General features: G+C 69.3%; 15 protein-coding genes. 6 read left to right on the top strand and 9 right to left on the bottom strand.

Translation table 11 applies throughout. The annotated features are described in order from the left end of the window. Positions 1 to 36: 36 nt before the first annotated feature. Complete coding sequence (locus JHD21_RS01430) at positions 37 to 633, bottom strand: DUF4245 domain-containing protein (protein WP_292671059.1); 597 nt, start codon at positions 631 to 633, stop codon at positions 37 to 39. A 64-nt stretch (positions 634 to 697) separates the two neighbouring features. Here JHD21_RS01430 and glpX point away from each other — a divergent pair, with 64 nt between their 5' ends. Next, complete coding sequence (gene glpX, locus JHD21_RS01425) at positions 698 to 1,744, top strand: class II fructose-bisphosphatase (RefSeq protein WP_292671058.1); 1,047 nt, start codon at positions 698 to 700, stop codon at positions 1,742 to 1,744. Here the strand turns inward: glpX and JHD21_RS01420 are convergent. After that, complete coding sequence (locus JHD21_RS01420) at positions 1,709 to 2,596, bottom strand: alpha/beta fold hydrolase (RefSeq protein WP_292671056.1); 888 nt, start codon at positions 2,594 to 2,596, stop codon at positions 1,709 to 1,711. The genes glpX and JHD21_RS01420 overlap by 36 nt on opposite strands. A gap of 81 nt (positions 2,597 to 2,677) precedes the next feature. On the opposite strand from JHD21_RS01420, the gene JHD21_RS01415 reads away from it, so the two are divergent. Then, complete coding sequence (locus JHD21_RS01415; protein ID WP_292671054.1) at positions 2,678 to 3,598, top strand: alpha/beta hydrolase; 921 nt, start codon at positions 2,678 to 2,680, stop codon at positions 3,596 to 3,598. A 140-nt stretch (positions 3,599 to 3,738) separates the two neighbouring features. Here JHD21_RS01415 and ugpC (JHD21_RS01410) read toward each other — a convergent pair whose 3' ends face one another. After that, entirely contained in the window at positions 3,739 to 4,827 is a 1,089-nt protein-coding gene (gene ugpC, locus JHD21_RS01410) for a sn-glycerol-3-phosphate ABC transporter ATP-binding protein UgpC (protein WP_292671052.1), read from the bottom strand. Between the two features lie 234 nt (positions 4,828 to 5,061). Between ugpC (JHD21_RS01410) and JHD21_RS01405 the strand changes: the two genes are divergently transcribed. The 3 genes from JHD21_RS01405 to JHD21_RS01395 all read left to right on the top strand — a co-directional run bounded on the left by JHD21_RS01405 (position 5,062) and on the right by JHD21_RS01395 (position 8,455). After that, the gene (locus JHD21_RS01405; RefSeq protein WP_292671051.1) at positions 5,062 to 6,444 is read left to right on the top strand and encodes an ABC transporter substrate-binding protein; all 1,383 of its coding nucleotides are present in this window, start codon (positions 5,062 to 5,064) and stop codon (positions 6,442 to 6,444) included. A gap of 113 nt (positions 6,445 to 6,557) precedes the next feature. Then, positions 6,558 to 7,520 (top strand): sugar ABC transporter permease, encoded by a 963-nt coding sequence (locus JHD21_RS01400; protein WP_292671049.1) that lies wholly within the window; start codon positions 6,558 to 6,560, stop codon positions 7,518 to 7,520. Then, positions 7,517 to 8,455, top strand: coding sequence for a carbohydrate ABC transporter permease (locus tag JHD21_RS01395; protein ID WP_292671047.1), 939 nt, complete (start codon positions 7,517 to 7,519; stop codon positions 8,453 to 8,455). Before JHD21_RS01400 ends, JHD21_RS01395 begins: the two co-directional genes overlap by 4 nt. Positions 8,456 to 8,473: 18 nt before the next feature. On the opposite strand, the gene JHD21_RS01390 is transcribed toward JHD21_RS01395, so the two are convergent. Beyond that, the gene (locus tag JHD21_RS01390) at positions 8,474 to 9,829 is read right to left on the bottom strand and encodes a GH1 family beta-glucosidase (protein ID WP_292671045.1); all 1,356 of its coding nucleotides are present in this window, start codon (positions 9,827 to 9,829) and stop codon (positions 8,474 to 8,476) included. Positions 9,830 to 9,855: 26 nt separating this feature from the next. Between JHD21_RS01390 and JHD21_RS01385 the strand changes: the two genes are divergently transcribed. Further along, on the top strand, positions 9,856 to 10,884 hold the full coding sequence (locus tag JHD21_RS01385; protein ID WP_292671043.1) for a LacI family DNA-binding transcriptional regulator: 1,029 nt from the start codon (positions 9,856 to 9,858) through the stop codon (positions 10,882 to 10,884). Between the two features lie 8 nt (positions 10,885 to 10,892). Here JHD21_RS01385 and ugpC (JHD21_RS01380) read toward each other — a convergent pair whose 3' ends face one another. The 5 genes from ugpC (JHD21_RS01380) to JHD21_RS01360 all read right to left on the bottom strand — a co-directional run. Next, positions 10,893 to 12,107, bottom strand: a complete 1,215-nt coding sequence (gene ugpC / locus JHD21_RS01380; protein ID WP_292671041.1) for a sn-glycerol-3-phosphate ABC transporter ATP-binding protein UgpC — start codon at positions 12,105 to 12,107, stop codon at positions 10,893 to 10,895. Between the two features lie 3 nt (positions 12,108 to 12,110). Then, positions 12,111 to 12,941, bottom strand: a complete 831-nt coding sequence (locus JHD21_RS01375; protein ID WP_292671039.1) for a carbohydrate ABC transporter permease — start codon at positions 12,939 to 12,941, stop codon at positions 12,111 to 12,113. A gap of 1 nt (position 12,942) precedes the next feature. After that, on the bottom strand, positions 12,943 to 13,866 hold the full coding sequence (locus JHD21_RS01370; protein WP_292671037.1) for a sugar ABC transporter permease: 924 nt from the start codon (positions 13,864 to 13,866) through the stop codon (positions 12,943 to 12,945). 11 nt (positions 13,867 to 13,877) lie between these two features. Then, positions 13,878 to 15,188: an extracellular solute-binding protein gene (locus JHD21_RS01365; RefSeq protein WP_292671035.1), complete on the bottom strand. Its 1,311-nt coding sequence runs from the start codon at positions 15,186 to 15,188 to the stop codon at positions 13,878 to 13,880. 151 nt (positions 15,189 to 15,339) lie between these two features. After that, positions 15,340 to 15,745: LiaF domain-containing protein (locus JHD21_RS01360; RefSeq protein ID WP_292671034.1), on the bottom strand; the 406-nt coding region annotated here is incomplete at its 5' end.

Genomic DNA, 15,745 nt, shown 5'->3' with positions numbered 1-15,745 from the left:
GTCGTCATGGCCTGGGGCCGAAGCTCACGAGGGTATTCAATCGATCTCGGCGGTCGTGAGCAGCCCGATCAGCTGCTCCTGGTCGTCGCGGCTGGCGGAGCCGTAGACCAGCAGGGTCTCCCCCATCGTGCTGGCCTGTCCGCCGGTGAGCGTCGTGGAGTACGCGAGGTCCCCGCCGGTGTCGGCCCAGGTCTGCCAGGGTCCGGCGGTGAGGCCGCTCTCGACACCGCTCTCGTCGCCGGGCTCGGCGTTCTCGTCGACGTAGCTGGCGACGAGCTCGTCGACATCGGCGTCCTCCTGCCGCAGACCGACGTACCGGCCGTCCGCGGTGAGCATGCCGATCCCCCAGGCCGGACGCTCGCCGGGCACGAAGTCGATGCTGGTGGCGATCCAGCCGTCGGGCAGGTTCTTCGGGTAGACGAGCTCCACCCCGCCCGCCTGCGCGTCCTCGACGGTGCCGAGGTAGTCGACGGCGTCGCGCGTGACCACGGGCTGGTCGCGGAACGCCTCGCGGAACACGACGAACGCCCCGACCGCGAGGACCGTGACGATCAGGGACGCGAGCAAGCCGTTGGTGGTCCGGCTGTAGCGGGACGGCTCCTCGCGCGGGCTCTCGTCCTCGAGTTCACTCACGCGACCCATCCTTTCAGCCCTCGGGGCGAGATCACTGCAGGAGGTGGGGCACTAGGGTTGGGGCATGACCGAGAGCGGATCCCCACCCCCGCCCCTCGCACCCGACCTGGCTGTCGCGGCGGCGTCGCCGGACCGCAACCTCGCTCTCGAGCTGGTACGGGTGACCGAGGCGGCGGCCATGGCCGCGGCCCGCTGGGTGGGCAGGGGCGACAAGAACGGCGCCGACGCGGTCGCGGTCAACGCGATGCGGGTCATGATCTCGACGATCGGGATGAACGGCACCGTCGTGATCGGCGAGGGCGAGAAGGACAACGCCCCGATGCTCTACAACGGCGAGCAGGTCGGCGACGGCACCGGTCCAGAGTGCGACGTCGCGGTCGACCCGATCGACGGCACGACCCTGACCGCCAAGGGGATGAGCAACGCCGTCGCCGTGCTCGCGGTGTCACCGCGCGGCTCGATGTACGACCCCTCGGCCGTCTTCTACATGCGCAAGCTGGTCACCGGCCCCGAGGCCGCCGACGTCGTGGACATCCGCTACCCCGTGGCCGAGAACATCCACCAGGTGGCCAAGGCGAAGGGCACCAAGCCCTCCGACGTGACGGTCGTCCTGCTGGACCGCCCCCGGCACCAGGGACTGGTCGACGAGATCCGGGCCACCGGAGCGCGGATCAAGTTCATCGTCGACGGCGACGTCGCGGGCGCCATCTCGGCAGCTCGGCCCGGGAGCGGCGTCGACCTCCTCCTCGGCATCGGCGGGACCCCCGAGGGGATCATCGCGGCCTGCGCGATGAAGTGCATGGACGGCGTCATCCAGGGCCAGCTGTGGCCGACCGACGACGAGGAGCGGCAGCGCGCCCTGGACGCGGGCCACGACCTGAGCCCCGACGCCGTGCTCACGACCGACCAGCTGGTCACCGGCGACGACTGCTTCTTCGTGGCGACCGGGATCACCGACGGCGACCTCATGCACGGCGTGCGCTACCGGCCCGGAGGCTGCACCACCGACTCGCTGGTCATGCGGTCGCGCAGCGGCACCATCCGGTCGATCCGCTCCGAGCACCAGCTCTCGAAGCTACGCGCTTTCGCCGCTGTCGACTTCGAGAGCTGAGCCTCTCCCCGGCCGGTACGCGGACCCGCGGCCGTCCTGGAGGGCGAGCGCCCGGCTGACCTGGTCGATGACCGCCGGGTCGAGGGCCATCCCGACGTGCGACGCCGTCACCTCGACCGCCCGGGCCTCGGGGTCTACACAGGCCCGCCAGTCGACGATGCCGTCGCGCTTGGAGTAGACGGCGGTGAAGGCCACCTCCGTGGGCATCGGCTCCCGGCTCTCCTCGAAGCTCTGCCGCGCGCAGGCGCCCGCGACGCACTCCGCCGACATCAGCCCGGGGAGTCCCGCCCGGCTCAGCCGCACCAACGCCTCCACGCCGGCCGTCAGGCCGACGTGATGGGCACCGGGGGCCAGCATCGGGCTGCCCATGGTGACGATCCCCGCGACCAGGTCCGGGCGCCGTACGGCGAGTCCGCGAGCGAGCATGCCGCCGAGGCTGTGCCCGACGATGCTGACCCGGGTCCCGCGCCGGATGGCGATCGCCTCGATCCGGGCCTCGAGAGCGGCAGCCGCGTCGAGCGTGCAGCCCACGTTGGCGGCGATGTGCGAGCGGTAGGTCCGGTAGCCGCGCCGGCGCAGGCTCCTCGCCATCGCGGCGAGCGTGTAGTCACCGGCCATGAAGCCCGGCACCAGCAGCACCGGGTCGCCGCCACGGGGCCCTTGACGGACGCTGGCGCGCTGGAGGTACGACGACTCGCGGCCGTGGCGGCGCTCGGCGCGCGCCGCCAGGGCGTACCGGCCGGCCTCGGCCACGACCCGGCCCTCCCGGATCACGGCGCGGACCGCGGGTCTGCGGAAACCGTGGGGCAGGAGGAAGGAACCGAGCGTCGAACCCTCCAGCTGGTCGTCCATACGACCTCCTTCCCCGTCCAGCAGGTTAAGGGGAGGTAACCCGGGAGCGTGGGACATCCATCCCTGCGGTTGACTACGGGTATGGACCAGTCGATCCATGGCTCTCCGGCCACCGTGGCGGTCTCCGACGAGCTGTTCGCCCCGGTGGGCGACGGCATCGAGCTCTGCTACCAGACGTTCGGCGACCCCGACGACGACCCGTTGCTGCTCGTCATGGGCCTGGGCGGCCCCATGAACTGGTGGGACACCGAGCTCTGCACCATGCTCGCCGAGCGCGGCTTCTACGTCGTGCGCTACGACAACCGGGACACCGGTCGCTCCAGCCGGGGCCGGGGGCGGGTGACCCGGGCGATGCTGGTGAGCGCGTTCGCCGGCCGCCGGGTCAAGGTCCCCTACACGCTGGACGCGCTGTCCGACGACGCGTTCGGGCTGCTGGACCACCTCGGGCTCGAGTCCGCCCACGTGGTCGGCGTGTCGATGGGCGGGATGATCGCCCAGACGATGGCCATCGTGCAGCCGGGCCGGGTGCGGTCGCTGACCAGCATCATGTCCACGACCGGCCGCCGCACCGTCGGCTGGCAGCACCCCAGCCTCTTCCCCAACCTGCTGGCGAAGCGAGGCACACGCCAGGACTACCTCGACTCCACGGTGGTCGTCTGGAACCGGATCGGCTCTCCCGGCTACCCGCAGAGCGAGGAGAAGGTGCGCGCCCGGGCCGCCGAGACCTGGGACCGCGGCATCAGCGGCAGCGGCACCCTGCGCCACATGCTGGCGGTCGTCACCCAGCCCAACCGCGGACCCCGGCTCCGGGCGCTGCGGATGCCCACCCTGGTCGTGCACGGGCTCGCCGACAAGATGGTGCACGTCTCCGGCGGGCGCGCCACCGCGGCCGCGATCCCCGGCGCCGAGCTGCTGCTCATCGACGGCATGGGGCACGACCTGCCCCCGGACCTCTTCGACACGTTCGCGAGCGCGATCCGGAGGAACGCGGACCGGGCCTGATGCACGTGTGGGCTGCGTCCCCAGCCAGGCGCAGCGGGGTGCCGCGTGCGCCGAGTCGGCGCTACGGCAGCAGTGGGGCCTTCGGCCCGGGGCCGCAGTACCGCCGACTCGGCGACACCACACTTCGGTCGATCAGTCGATCACTCCGACAGTCGCTCGCCCGTCTCGGTGTCGAACACGTGCACGTTGCCCGGGTCGGTCGTCACGTAGATCGTGTCGCCCTTCGACGCCGTGTCCCGGCCGCTGAGCCGGACGATCACGTTGGACGGTGTGCCCTCGACGTCGCAGGTGCCGTAGACATAGCTGTCCGCGCCGAGCTCCTCGACCACGGTCACCGCCACCGGCAGGCCGCCCTCGTTCGCGGACACGAGCCGCCACGCCTCCGGACGGACGCCGACGGTGATCCGGTGGTGCTGTCCCAGCTGCTGGGACGCCGCGGGGTCGACGGGCACCAGGTAGCCGCCGATCTGCGCCTTCCCGTCCTTGGAGGTCGCCTCCAGCAGGTTCATCTGCGGTGAGCCGATGAACCCGGCGACGAACAGGTTGACGGGCCGGTCGTAGAGGCGCAGCGGGCTGTCGACCTGCTGCAGGACGCCGTCCTTCATGACCGCCACCCGGTCGCCCATCGTCATCGCCTCGATCTGGTCGTGGGTGACGTAGACGGTGGTGACGCCGAGGTCGGCCTGGAGCTTGGCGATGTCGGTGCGGGTCGCCACCCGCATCTTGGCGTCCAGGTTGGAGAGCGGCTCGTCCATGCAGAACACCTGAGGCGACCGGACGATGGCGCGACCCATGGCGACGCGCTGCCGCTGACCCCCGGACAGCGCCTTGGGCTTGCGGTCGAGGTACTCGGTCAGGCCGAGGATCTTGGCCGCGTCGGCGACCCGCTTCTTGCGCTCGCTCTCGGGGACCTTGGCCATCTTGAGCGCGAAGGCCATGTTGTCGGCCACGGACATGTGCGGGTAGAGCGCGTAGTTCTGGAAGACCATCGCGATGTCGCGGTCCTTCGGCGGGAGGTCGGTCACGTCCCGGTCGCCGATGAAGACCTTGCCGGAGTTCACCTCCTCCAGCCCCGCGAGCATCCTGAGCGTGGTCGACTTGCCGCACCCCGAGGGACCGACGAGGACCATGAACTCCCCGTCGCCGATCTCGAGGTCGATGCCGGGCACCGCGGGCTTGTCCGACCCCGGATACCAGCGCTGTGCCTTCTCGAACGTCACTGTGGCCATGTTGATGTGCTCCCTTCACCGGCAGGAACGTGCCGGACGATCCGTTGTGAAGTGACGCGGGTCACCCTACGCATAGGTCCGGCACCGGCGGAACGGGGTGGCGCTGCAAACGTCCGCGACCCGAACACTGTGACCTGCGTTACCAGATCGTGATGCGGGCATTCATTGACCACAGTCCATGTAAACGTTTTCATCGGTCCTGGAAACCTTGCTGAAACCTAGAGAGGACCTGGCATGGCATTACGCAACAGGCGCCGGATGGCCCTGGTCGCCGCGGCAGTGAGCGCGGGACTGGTCCTGGCCGGCTGCGCCGACGACGACGAGGGCGGCGAGGCCGCCGGAGGCACGTGGCCCGGCGAGGACAAGGCCGAGTGCGAAGACCTCGAGCAGCTGGCCGAGTTCGGAGACCTCTCGGGTCGCGAGGTGGGCGTCTACACCTCCATCGTCGCGCCGGAGGACAAGCCGCAGATCGACTCCTACAAGCTGTTCACGACCTGCACCGGCGCCGAGGTCAAGTACGAGGGCTCCAAGGAGTTCGAGGCCCAGCTGCCCGTGCGCGTCCAGGCGGGCAACCCGCCGGACATCGCGTTCGTCCCCCAGCCCGGCCTGCTCAAGACCCTCGTCGCGACCGGCAAGGTGGTCGAGGCTCCCGACACGGTCTCGGACAACGTCGACGAGTTCTTCGGCGAGGACTGGCGTGCCTACGGCAGCGTGGACGACACCCTCTACGCCGCCCCGCTCGGTGCGAACGTGAAGTCGTTCGTCTGGTACTCGCCCACGATGTTCAGCGAGAACGGCTGGACCGTCCCCGAGACCTGGGACGACATGATCGCGCTCTCCGACACGATCGCGGCCGCCGGCATCAAGCCGTGGTGCGCCGGCATCGAGTCCGGTGAGGCGACCGGCTGGCCGGCCACCGACTGGCTCGAGGACGTGCTGCTGCGCACGGCCGGCCCGGACGCCTACGACGACTGGGTCAACCACGAGATCCCGTTCAACGACCCGCAGGTCGTCGAGGGTCTCGACCAGGTCGGCGAGATCCTCAAGAACGACGAGTACGTCAACGGCGGCATCGGCGACGTCAAGTCGATCGCGACGACGGCGTTCCAGGACGGCGGCCTGCCGATCCTGGACGGCAAGTGCGCGATGCACCGGCAGGCCGGCTTCTACGCCGCGAACTGGCCGGAGGGCACCGTCGTGGCCGAGGACGGCGACGCGTTCGCGTTCTACCTGCCGACCGTGAGCGACGAGTTCGGTCGCCCGGTCCTGGGTGGCGGCGAGTTCACCACCGCGTTCTCCGACGCACCCGAGGTCGCGGCGCTGCAGACCTACCTCTCGACCGACGTGTGGGCCAACGAGAAGGCCAAGAACACGCCGGCCGGCGGCTGGGTCAGCGCCAACACGGGTCTCGACGTCGCCAACCTGGTCAGCCCGATCGACCAGCTGTCCGGTGAGATCCTGCAGGACCCCGAGGCGGTCTTCCGCTTCGACGGTTCGGACCAGATGCCGGGCGAGGTGGGCGCCAACTCCTTCTGGAAGGGGATGACCGCCTGGATCACCGGCGAGGACAGCGAGACCGTCCTCAGCCAGATCGAGGACTCCTGGCCCTCCTCCTGATCGCAGCCTGACCCGGGCCCCGGCCGGTCGTCGACCGGCCGGGGCCCCTCGGGATCCATGTCCCGGCGTGCCACCGCCTGCCACCATCTGTCAGCGTCCGATGGGAGTGCCACATGTCCACGGGTGAGAAGTTCGTCCAGCTCCTGATCTGCATCGCCGTCTTCTTCGGGGTCGTCGCCCTGATCCTGCTGCTCACCTCGCGGTTCCGGTCGCGCAACGGCGAGCGGCTCCAGTTCGTCGCCTTCGTGCTGCCCGCCATCGCGCTGATCGCGCTCGGGCTGCTCTACCCGGCGATCAACACGATCTACCAGTCCTTCCGCGACAACACGAGCAGCGGGTTCGTCGGCTTCGACAACTACCAGACCGTGTTCACCAACTCCGAGCAGATCAAGGTGCTCCGCAACACCGCGCTGTGGGTGGCTCTCGTCCCGATCGTGTCCACGTTCGTCGGCCTGGTCTACGCGGTCCTGGTCGACCGGTCCAGGTTCGAGAAGTTCGCCAAGGGCCTGATCTTCCTGCCGATGGCGATCTCGCTGGTGGGCGCGTCGATCATCTGGAAGTTCGTCTACGACTACCGCGACGCGGAGAACTCCCAGATCGGGCTGGCCAACCAGGTCCTCAAGTCCCTGGGGTTCGACACCTACCAGTTCCTGCTCACCGAGCCGTGGAACAACCTGTTCCTGATCGTGATCATGATCTGGGTCCAGGCCGGCTTCGCGATGACGATCCTCTCGGCCTCCATCAAGGCGATCCCCGAGGACATCGTCGAGGCCGCCAAGCTGGACGGGGTCGGCGGGCTGCGGATGTTCCGCTACATCACGGTGCCGAGCATCAGACCGTCGCTGATCGTCGTGGTGACCACCATCAGCATCACCACGCTGAAGGTCTTCGACATCGTCCGCACCGCGACGGGCGGCAACTTCGACACGAGCGTCCTGGCCTACGAGTTCTACGTGCAGAGCTTCCGCTCCAACAACGCGGGACTCGGTGCTGCCCTGGCCGTGCTCATCTTCGTGCTCGTGATGCCCATCGTCATCTACAACGTCCGTCAGATGCGAAAGCTGGAGGCCCGATGACCGCCGCCACAGACCTCCCGGTCGAGCACGTCGTCGCCAAGCAGACGGCGTCCTCGCAGGCCCGGCAGAAGCTCAGCTCGCCGTGGGCGTCGCTGTTCGCGGTGGTCATCGCCGTCCTCTGGACGGTGCCCACGGCGGGCCTGCTCATCTCGTCGTTCCGGCCCGAGGACGACGTCAAGAGCAACGGGTGGTGGAACATCTTCACCGACCCCAGCTTCACGTGGGACAACTACGACCAGGTGCTCAACGGCACCGACACCGACCTGGCGACCTACTTCGTCAACTCGATCGTGATCACCATCCCGTCGGTGATCATCCCGATCTGCCTGGCGGTGCTGGCGGCCTACGCGTTCGCCTGGATCAAGTTCCCCGGGCGGGACTTCCTGTTCGTGGCTGTCTTCGCGCTCCAGATCGTGCCGATCCAGGTGACGATGATCCCGCTGCTGAAGCTCTACGTGCAGCCGCCGTTCAACCTGCAGCCGCTCGCCGGCGGCGACGCACCGGGCGGTGGGTTCTACACGATCTGGCTGTCGCACTCGATCTTCGCCCTGCCCCTGGCGATCTACCTGCTGCACAACTTCATGTCCCAGATCCCGGGGGAGCTGATCGAGTCCGCCCGCGTGGACGGGGCCGGACACGTGCAGATCTTCTCCAGGATCATGCTGCCGCTGATGACGCCCGCCATCGCGGCGTTCGGCATCTTCCAGTTCCTGTGGGTGTGGAACGACCTGCTCGTGGCCCTGGTCTTCGGTGGCGGCAGCCTCGACGTGTCACCGCTGACGGTCCGGCTGGCGGAGCTGTCGGGCACTCGCGGCCAGGACTGGCACCTGCTGTCGGCCGGCGCCTTCGTCTCCTTGGTCGTCCCGCTGGTCGTCTTCCTGTCCCTGCAGCGCTACTTCGTCCGTGGGCTGCTGGCCGGAAGCGTCAAGGGCTAGGACCGTGCTGCGCGGGACCTACCGGGCGGCGAGATGATCGACGAGCCAGCGGTAGGAAGCCTTCGGGGTACGCGTCTGGTCCTCGGCATCGACATGGACGACGCCGAAGGTCTTGGTGTAGCCCTCGGCCCACTCGAAGTTGTCCAGCAGCGTCCAGACGACGTAGGCGCGGACGTCGGCACCGGCGGCCCGCGCCCGGTCGGTCGCGGCGATGTGGTCACGGAGGTAGCCGATCCGGTCCTGGTCGTCGACGGTCCCGTCGACGGTGCGGTCGTCGGGGTAGGCGGCACCGTTCTCGGTCACGAGGAGCGGCAGCCCGGTACGCCGGTGGGTGTCGACCAACAGCTCCTCCAGACCGTTCGCGTCGACCTCCCACCCGATGTCGGTGCGCGGCTCGCGGACCACGAACGAGACGGCGCCGGCCCCCGGATAGGCGTCGAGCTCGGGGTGGCGCGCGACCGAGGGATCCGCCAACGTCGTGTGGAACGGCGTGTAGTAGTTGATCCCCAGCCAGTCGGCCGACCCGCGGATCATCTCGAGGTCACCGTCGCGGACGAGCTGTGGGTCGGCGAGCTCGGGGGCGACCGCCAGGAGCCCGTCGTCGTAGGCGCCGTCGACCAAGGGGCCCAGCCAGACCCGGTTGCGGATCGCGTCGATGCCGTCGGTCACCTCCTCCGCCTCCGGCGTCTCCGGCCAGAACGGCGCCAGGTTGAGCACGATGCCCAGGTCCTCGACCCCGGCCTCGTGCAGTCGGCCGGCCGCGAGGCCGTGGCCGAGCAGGAGGTGGTGGGCGGCGCGGTGCCCGGCGCCACCTTCCTTGCGGCCGGGGGCGTGCACACCCGCGGCGTAGCCGAGGTAGGCCGCGCACCACGGCTCGTTGTGCGTGGACCACACCTGGACGCGGTCGCCGAGCCGTTCGTGGACGACCATGGCGTAGTCGGCGAACGCCTCGGCCGTGTCCCGGTTGAGCCAGCCGTCGCGATCCTCGAGCGCCTGTGGCAGGTCCCAGTGGTAGAGGGTCGCCATGGGCGACAGCCCCCGGGCCAGGCTGGCGTCGACGAGCCGGTCGTAGTAGTCGAGTCCGCGGGGCTCCACTTGGCCGGCGCCCTCGGGGAGGACGCGCGGCCAGGCGATCGAGAAGCGGTACCAGTCCACCCCGAGCCCCGACACCAGGTCCAGGTCCTCGTCGAACCGGTGGTACGAGTCGCAGGCCACCGACCCGTCCTTGCCGTCGCGGACCGTCCCCGGCCTAGCGGCGAAGGTGTCCCAGATCGAGGGGCCGCGGCCGTCCTCCTGAGTCGCCCCTTCGATCTGGTAGGCCGCGGTCGCGACCCCGAAGGCGAGTGTGGACGGACCGGGAAGATGACGTGGCATACGGATCACCGTAGTGAGTGCCGACGATGACCGGGATCAAGGACGTCGCCCGCGAGGTCGAGATGTCCACGGCCACCGTCTCGCGCGCCCTCCGTGGGCTCCCCGGCGTCACCGAGGAGACACGTGCCATCGTCCTGGAGGCCGCGCTCCGACTGGGCTACGCGCCCTCCCCCACCGCCGTACGGCTGGCCAGCGGCCAGACCCGGACCGTCGCCGTCGTCGTCCCCTACGTGACCAGGTGGTTCTTCTCCTCGGTCGTCCACGGCGCCGAGGAGGTGTTGAGCGGCCGCGACTACGACCTGCTCCTCTACAACCTCGCCGGGTCGACCGCGGCCAGGCACCGGGTCTTCGACACGGACCTGCTCACCAAGCGCGTGGACGCCGTGCTGGTGCTGAGCCTGCGGCCGACCACCGATGAGCTGGCCCGCCTCGACCGGTTGGCCCGGCCGGTGACCTTCGTCGGTGCGGACGTGCCCGGCTGGGCGACCGTCCGGATCGACGACCGGGCCGCGGCCCGGTCCGCGATCCAGCACCTGATCGACCTCGGCCACCAGCGGGTCGCCTACGTCGGCGGGGCGACCGAGGGTGTCCTGGACTTCTCCGCCCCGGCCGACCGGCTGTCCGGCTTCCGCGACACGTTGCTGGATGCCGGGCTGACTCCCGACCCCACCCTCGAGCGCGACGGCAGCTTCACGATCGCCGGCGGCACGGCTGCGGGACGGTCACTGCTCGACCGGCCCGACCGCCCGACGGCGGTGTTCGCGGCCTCCGACGAGATGGCGTTCGGGGTGTTGCGCGCCGCCCGCGACCTCGGGCTGCGCGTTCCGGAGGATCTCTCCGTCGTCGGCGTCGACGACCACGAGCTGGCCGACTTCTTCGACCTCACGACGGTGGCCCAACCGGTCCAGGAGCAGGGCCGGGTGGCCGCCCAGCAGGTGCTGGCGGCCCTGGGCGCGAAGGCCTCGGGAGAGAACTGGCAGCCGCGGCAGGTCATCCTCGAGACCCGGCTCGTCGGCCGGGGCACCACGGGGCCGCCGCCGGGTCGCCGGGCGTAGAACCGTGGTCAGGCGGTGGCGGGCTGCTTCGCGGCGTTGGCGGGGATCTCGCCGGCGTCGTCCAGGTCGACCGTGAGGTTCTCCCCCGTGGACGGGTCGAAGAGGTGCATCTTGGACGTGTCCACCCAGATCTCGGCCTCGTCACCCTCGGCGATCTTGGTGGTGCCGGACAGGCCGATGACGAGCTGGGTGCGCAGCGTCTCGCCGTCCAGGTCACGCTCGAGCTGCTCGAGCTGCTCGCGCACCTCGGGCGGCGCCTCGAAGGGGATGTAGGCGTAGGCCTCGTTGCCCAGCCACTCGACGACGTCGACGGTCGCCGTGAACGTCGAGCCCGTACGGGACGAGCTCGTGTCGACCACGGAGGCGTCCTCGAAGGCCTCGGGCCGGATGCCGGCGATCAGCAGGCCCTTCCCCGCCGCCTTCTCCGCCTTGTCCGCCGGGATCTCGACCTTGCCGAACGGCAGCTCCACGGTCGTGCCCTCCACCGTCGCGGGCAGGAAGTTCATGGGCGGCGAGCCGATGAACCCGGCGACGAAGAGGTTGCCGGGGTTGTTGTAGAGCTCGCGCGGCGTGGCGAGCTGCTGGAGCAGGCCTCGCTTGAGCACTGCGACCCGGTCGCCCAGGGTCATCGCCTCGGTCTGGTCGTGGGTGACGTAGACCGTCGTGATCCCCAGCTTCTTCTGCAGCCGCGCGATCTCGCTGCGCATCTGGCCACGGAGCTTGGCGTCCAGGTTGGACAGCGGCTCGTCGAAGAGGAAGGCATCGGCGTCGCGCACGATCGCCCGGCCCATCGCGACCCGCTGACGCTGGCCACCCGAGAGGTTGCCCGGCTTGCGCTCGAGGTGCTCGTCGAGCTCGAGGGTCTTGGACGCCTCGCGGACCTTCTCGTCGACCGTCTTGTCGTCGACCTTGGCCAGCCGGAGCGGGAACGCGATGTTCTCGTAGACGCTCAGGTGCGGGTAGAGGGCGTAGTTCTGGAAGACCATCGCCAGGTTGCGGTCTCGCGGCGCGAGGTCGTTGACGACCTTGCCGCCGATGATCATCTCCCCCTCGGTGATGTCCTCCAGCCCGACGATCATCCGCAGCAGGGTCGACTTCCCGCACCCCGACGGACCGACGAGGATCACGAACTCGCCGTCCGCGACGTGGATGCTGACGTCGTTGACAGCCGGGAAGCCGTCCCCGTACTTCTTGACGATGTTCTTCATCTCGATGGCAGCCATGGGTCAACCCTTCACTGCGCCGGAGGTCAGCCCGGCAACGATCTTGCGCTGGAAAATCAGGACGATGATGATGATCGGGATCGTGGACACGACCGCTCCCGCGGCCAGGAGCGAGGCGGGCCGGTTGAACGGGTCGGAGCCGACGAAGAACGACAGCGCGGCTGGGATCGGACGGGCGCGCTCGGTCGAGGTCAGCGAGATGCCGAAGACGAAGTCGTTCCAGGCGAAGAAGAACGTGAGGATCGCCGCGGTGAACACCCCTGGCGCCGCCAGCGGGACGATCACCTTGCGGAACGCCTGCCACGAGGTCGCTCCGTCGACCTGCGCCGCCTGCTCCATCTCCCAGGGGATCTCCCGGAAGAACGCCGACAGCGTCCAGATCGCCAGCGGCAGCGTGAAGGACATGTACGGGATGATCAGTCCCGGCCAGGTGTCGTAGAGCCCGAACGCCCGCCACATGTCGAACAGCGGGCCCACCAGCGAGACGACCGGGAACATCGCGATGGCCAGCGCCGTGGTCAGCACGAACCGCTTGCCCTGGAACTCGAGCCGCGCGATCGCGTAGGCCGCCAGGGTGGCGATGACGACCGAGAGCAGCGTGGCGATGAGGCTGATTCCGATGGAGTTGAAGATGGCCCTGCGGAACTGCTCGTTGTCCAGGACGTCCTGGTAGTTCTGCCACCCGGCGCTGTCACCGGACGCCGGGAAGAACCCCGGGCTGCCGTTGGTGATAGCCGTCTGCGACTTGAACGACAACGAGATGATCCACACCACCGGCAGCAGGCACCACACGAGGATGAGCGCGCACCCGATGAGTGTCCCGACCTTGCGCATGTCAGCCCTCCTGCCGTGCCGAGGCCAGGTCGACCTTGAACAACTTGACGATCAGCCACGCGATGACCAGCACCGACAGGAACAGCAGCACCGAGAGCGCTGAGCCGATCCCCAGCTGGAACTGCTCGATGGTCTGGCGGTAGGTCAGGAACGAGATCGACTCGGTGTTCACGGCGCCGGCCGTCATCACGAAGATGTTGTCGAAGATCCGGTAGGCGTCCAGCGCCCTGAACAGCACCGCGACCATGATGGCCGCCCGCATGTTCGGCAGGACCACCTTCCAGAGGCGTTGCCACCAGGTCGCGCCGTCCACCTTGGCCGCCTCGATCATGTCCTCGGACACCTGCGCCAGGCCGGCGAGGAGCAGCAGGGACATGAACGGCGTCGTCTTCCAGATCTCCGAGACCATGATCGCGATCACCGCCGGGGTGGTGTCCCCGAACCAGTTGAAGTCGGTGTCGAGGAACGGCAGCCAGCCGTTGACGAAGCCGTTCTGGAAGCTGAAGGCGAACTGCCACGCGAAGCCGGAGACCACGGTGATGATCCCGTAGGGGATCAGGATCGAGGTCCGGATCACCCCGCGGGCGAAGATCACGCGGTGCATCACCATCGCGAACACGAACCCGATCACCAGCTCCACACCCACCGTGACCAGCATGTAGAGCACCGTCACACCGGTCGTCTTCCAGAACAGCGGGTCGGTCAGCGCCGTCGCGTAGTTGCTCAGACCGACGAACTCCCGGTCCTCGGGTGCGGTCAGCGAGTAGTTGAAGAGCGACAGGTAGAGCGCGCGCAGCATGGGGAACGCCGTCACCACGAGCATGAGCACGATGGCCGGAGCCACCAGCTTCTGGCCCAGACGGGTCTCCGCCTTCGCCCGGTCGCTGACCTCGGGCTTCTGCTGCCGCTCGGTCCGTGGTGCCACCACCGTCGTCGTCACAGCAGTGCCTTCCCGTCGAGAACTTCGCGGAGGAACGCCGCCGACTCCTCGGGCGTCTGGTCCGGATCGACCGACGTCGGGGCGTGCCACACGCTCTGGATGGCCGCCGAGATGGTGGCGTAGTAGGCGCTCTTGGGCCGCGGGCCGCCGCTGTCCACGCTCTGGCTGAACAGGTCCAGCAGGTCGGCCGGATAGGCCTCCGCCAGCTCGGGCGACTCGTAGGCCGAGGTGCGCGACGGCATCAGCCCCTCGTTGACGGCCAGGTCGACCTGGGCCTCCGCCGACGTCACGCACGCGGCCGCCTCGAGCGCGAAGTCGGGGTGCTTGGAGTAGGCGCCCACGCCGATGTCGATCCCGCCGATCGGCGGCTTCGACTCCTCGCCCTCGACGGTGGCCGGGTAGCGGGCCCACCCGAGATCGGCGAACTCCTCCTCGGTGATGTCACCGGACTCGATGAGGCCCTTGTAGTTCTGGTAGACGAAGGTCCAGTTGACCATGAACTCTCCGGGCCCTCCGAACATCTGGCCCAGGCTGGTGCCTTCGTTGGAGGTGGTGAGGTCCGCCTGCGCGGCCTCCGACCCGGCCAGCTTCTCGATCACGGCGGCCGCCTCGCGACCGGCGTCGGAGTCGATCTCGATCTTGGCGTCCTTGCCGGCCTCGTTGTCGGAGATGACCTGGCCGCCGGCCCCCTGGATCAGCGCGTTGATCCACACGACGTAGGCCTCGTACTTGTTCGCCTGGACCCCGACGGTGCCACCGTTGTCAGCCGCGGCATCGATGACCTGCTCCCAGGTCACCGGCTGCGTCATGTCGAGCCCGGCCGCCTCCGCGAGGGACTTGCGGAACCAGAGCACCTGGGTGTTGGCCCACTGCGGGAAGGCGTAGACCCCGTCGTCCCAGGTGACGGTCTCGGCGGCGCCCTCGAGGACGTCGTCGTCGGTCGCCGCGCTGGCCGCCTCGTCCGGCAGTCGCTCCAGCCAGTCGGCGTTGGCGAACTCCGCGACGAAGACGGGGTCGAGGCTCATGAGGTCCGTGGAGGAGTCCTCGGCGGCGAGCCGGCGGGCGAGCTGGGTGCGCTGGTCGGTCGCGCCTGACGGCAACAGCTGGATCTCGATGTCGTAGTCGTCGGTGCTGCACGACTCGGCGAGCGCCGTGAGCGTGTCCACCCCATCGGGGTTGACGTACCAGTTGAGGGTGGGCTTGCCGGACTCGTCCGAGCAGGCGGTCAGGCCCGTGGCGCCCACCACCAGGGCGGCAGCCAGGGCCCCGGCTCGGCGAGCTGTGGTCCTAGCGTGCGGCTTCGTCATGGGCGCCCCTCCCGATAGGTGCTGCCCATCACATCTAGTCGTTGCCGACTGGTTCTGTCCACCCCTGCCCCCCGGACTCCCGCTCGGCGCGTTTGGATCGATTGACGATCCGTTACCCGCTTCTGGGCCGACTCAGCGGTGCAGCTGCCGACTAGCCGTGCTTGCGCTCCACGTTGACGCCGCCCATGATCGCGACGCCGCGGATCCGGACCGTGGGAGAGTCGGCCGTCAGCTGCGGGTCCACGAGGCCCGACGGGCCGGAGTAGCCGCCCATGATCCCCGTCCCCTCCATCCGCACGTTGACGTGCGGAGGCACGATCACCTGGGCGCCGCCCATGACCGCGTTGATCGTGATGACGCACTCCTGCGCCGCGAACCTGGCCTGCCGCAGGTCGAGCTCGGCGCCGCCCCAGAACGCGACGACGGTCATCCGCTCCGGCACGACCCACATCCCGCGGCGCTCGAAGCCGCTCATGACCGCGAGGTGGGTCTCCTTGTCAGGACCTGGCACGACCAGCGGCGACGCGGACGGCCTGGCGACGGGGACCGGGCGGGGG

The organism is Nocardioides sp. (assembly GCF_016462705.1).
Lineage (GTDB): Bacteria > Actinomycetota > Actinomycetes > Propionibacteriales > Nocardioidaceae > Nocardioides.
This window is presented reverse-complemented; position numbering and strand designations above follow the sequence as displayed.

Coding starts and splice junctions, on each gene's coding strand:
- glpX (WP_292671058.1), top strand. CDS start 698: ATGACCGAGAGCGGATCCCCACCCCCGCCCCTCGCACCCGACCTGGCT.
- JHD21_RS01420 (WP_292671056.1), bottom strand. CDS start 2,596: ATGGACGACCAGCTGGAGGGTTCGACGCTCGGTTCCTTCCTCCTGCCC.
- JHD21_RS01415 (WP_292671054.1), top strand. CDS start 2,678: ATGGACCAGTCGATCCATGGCTCTCCGGCCACCGTGGCGGTCTCCGAC.
- ugpC (WP_292671052.1), bottom strand. CDS start 4,827: ATGGCCACAGTGACGTTCGAGAAGGCACAGCGCTGGTATCCGGGGTCG.
- JHD21_RS01405 (WP_292671051.1), top strand. CDS start 5,062: ATGGCATTACGCAACAGGCGCCGGATGGCCCTGGTCGCCGCGGCAGTG.
- JHD21_RS01400 (WP_292671049.1), top strand. CDS start 6,558: ATGTCCACGGGTGAGAAGTTCGTCCAGCTCCTGATCTGCATCGCCGTC.
- JHD21_RS01395 (WP_292671047.1), top strand. CDS start 7,517: ATGACCGCCGCCACAGACCTCCCGGTCGAGCACGTCGTCGCCAAGCAG.
- JHD21_RS01390 (WP_292671045.1), bottom strand. CDS start 9,829: ATGCCACGTCATCTTCCCGGTCCGTCCACACTCGCCTTCGGGGTCGCG.
- JHD21_RS01385 (WP_292671043.1), top strand. CDS start 9,856: ATGACCGGGATCAAGGACGTCGCCCGCGAGGTCGAGATGTCCACGGCC.
- ugpC (WP_292671041.1), bottom strand. CDS start 12,107: ATGGCTGCCATCGAGATGAAGAACATCGTCAAGAAGTACGGGGACGGC.
- JHD21_RS01375 (WP_292671039.1), bottom strand. CDS start 12,941: ATGCGCAAGGTCGGGACACTCATCGGGTGCGCGCTCATCCTCGTGTGG.
- JHD21_RS01365 (WP_292671035.1), bottom strand. CDS start 15,188: ATGACGAAGCCGCACGCTAGGACCACAGCTCGCCGAGCCGGGGCCCTG.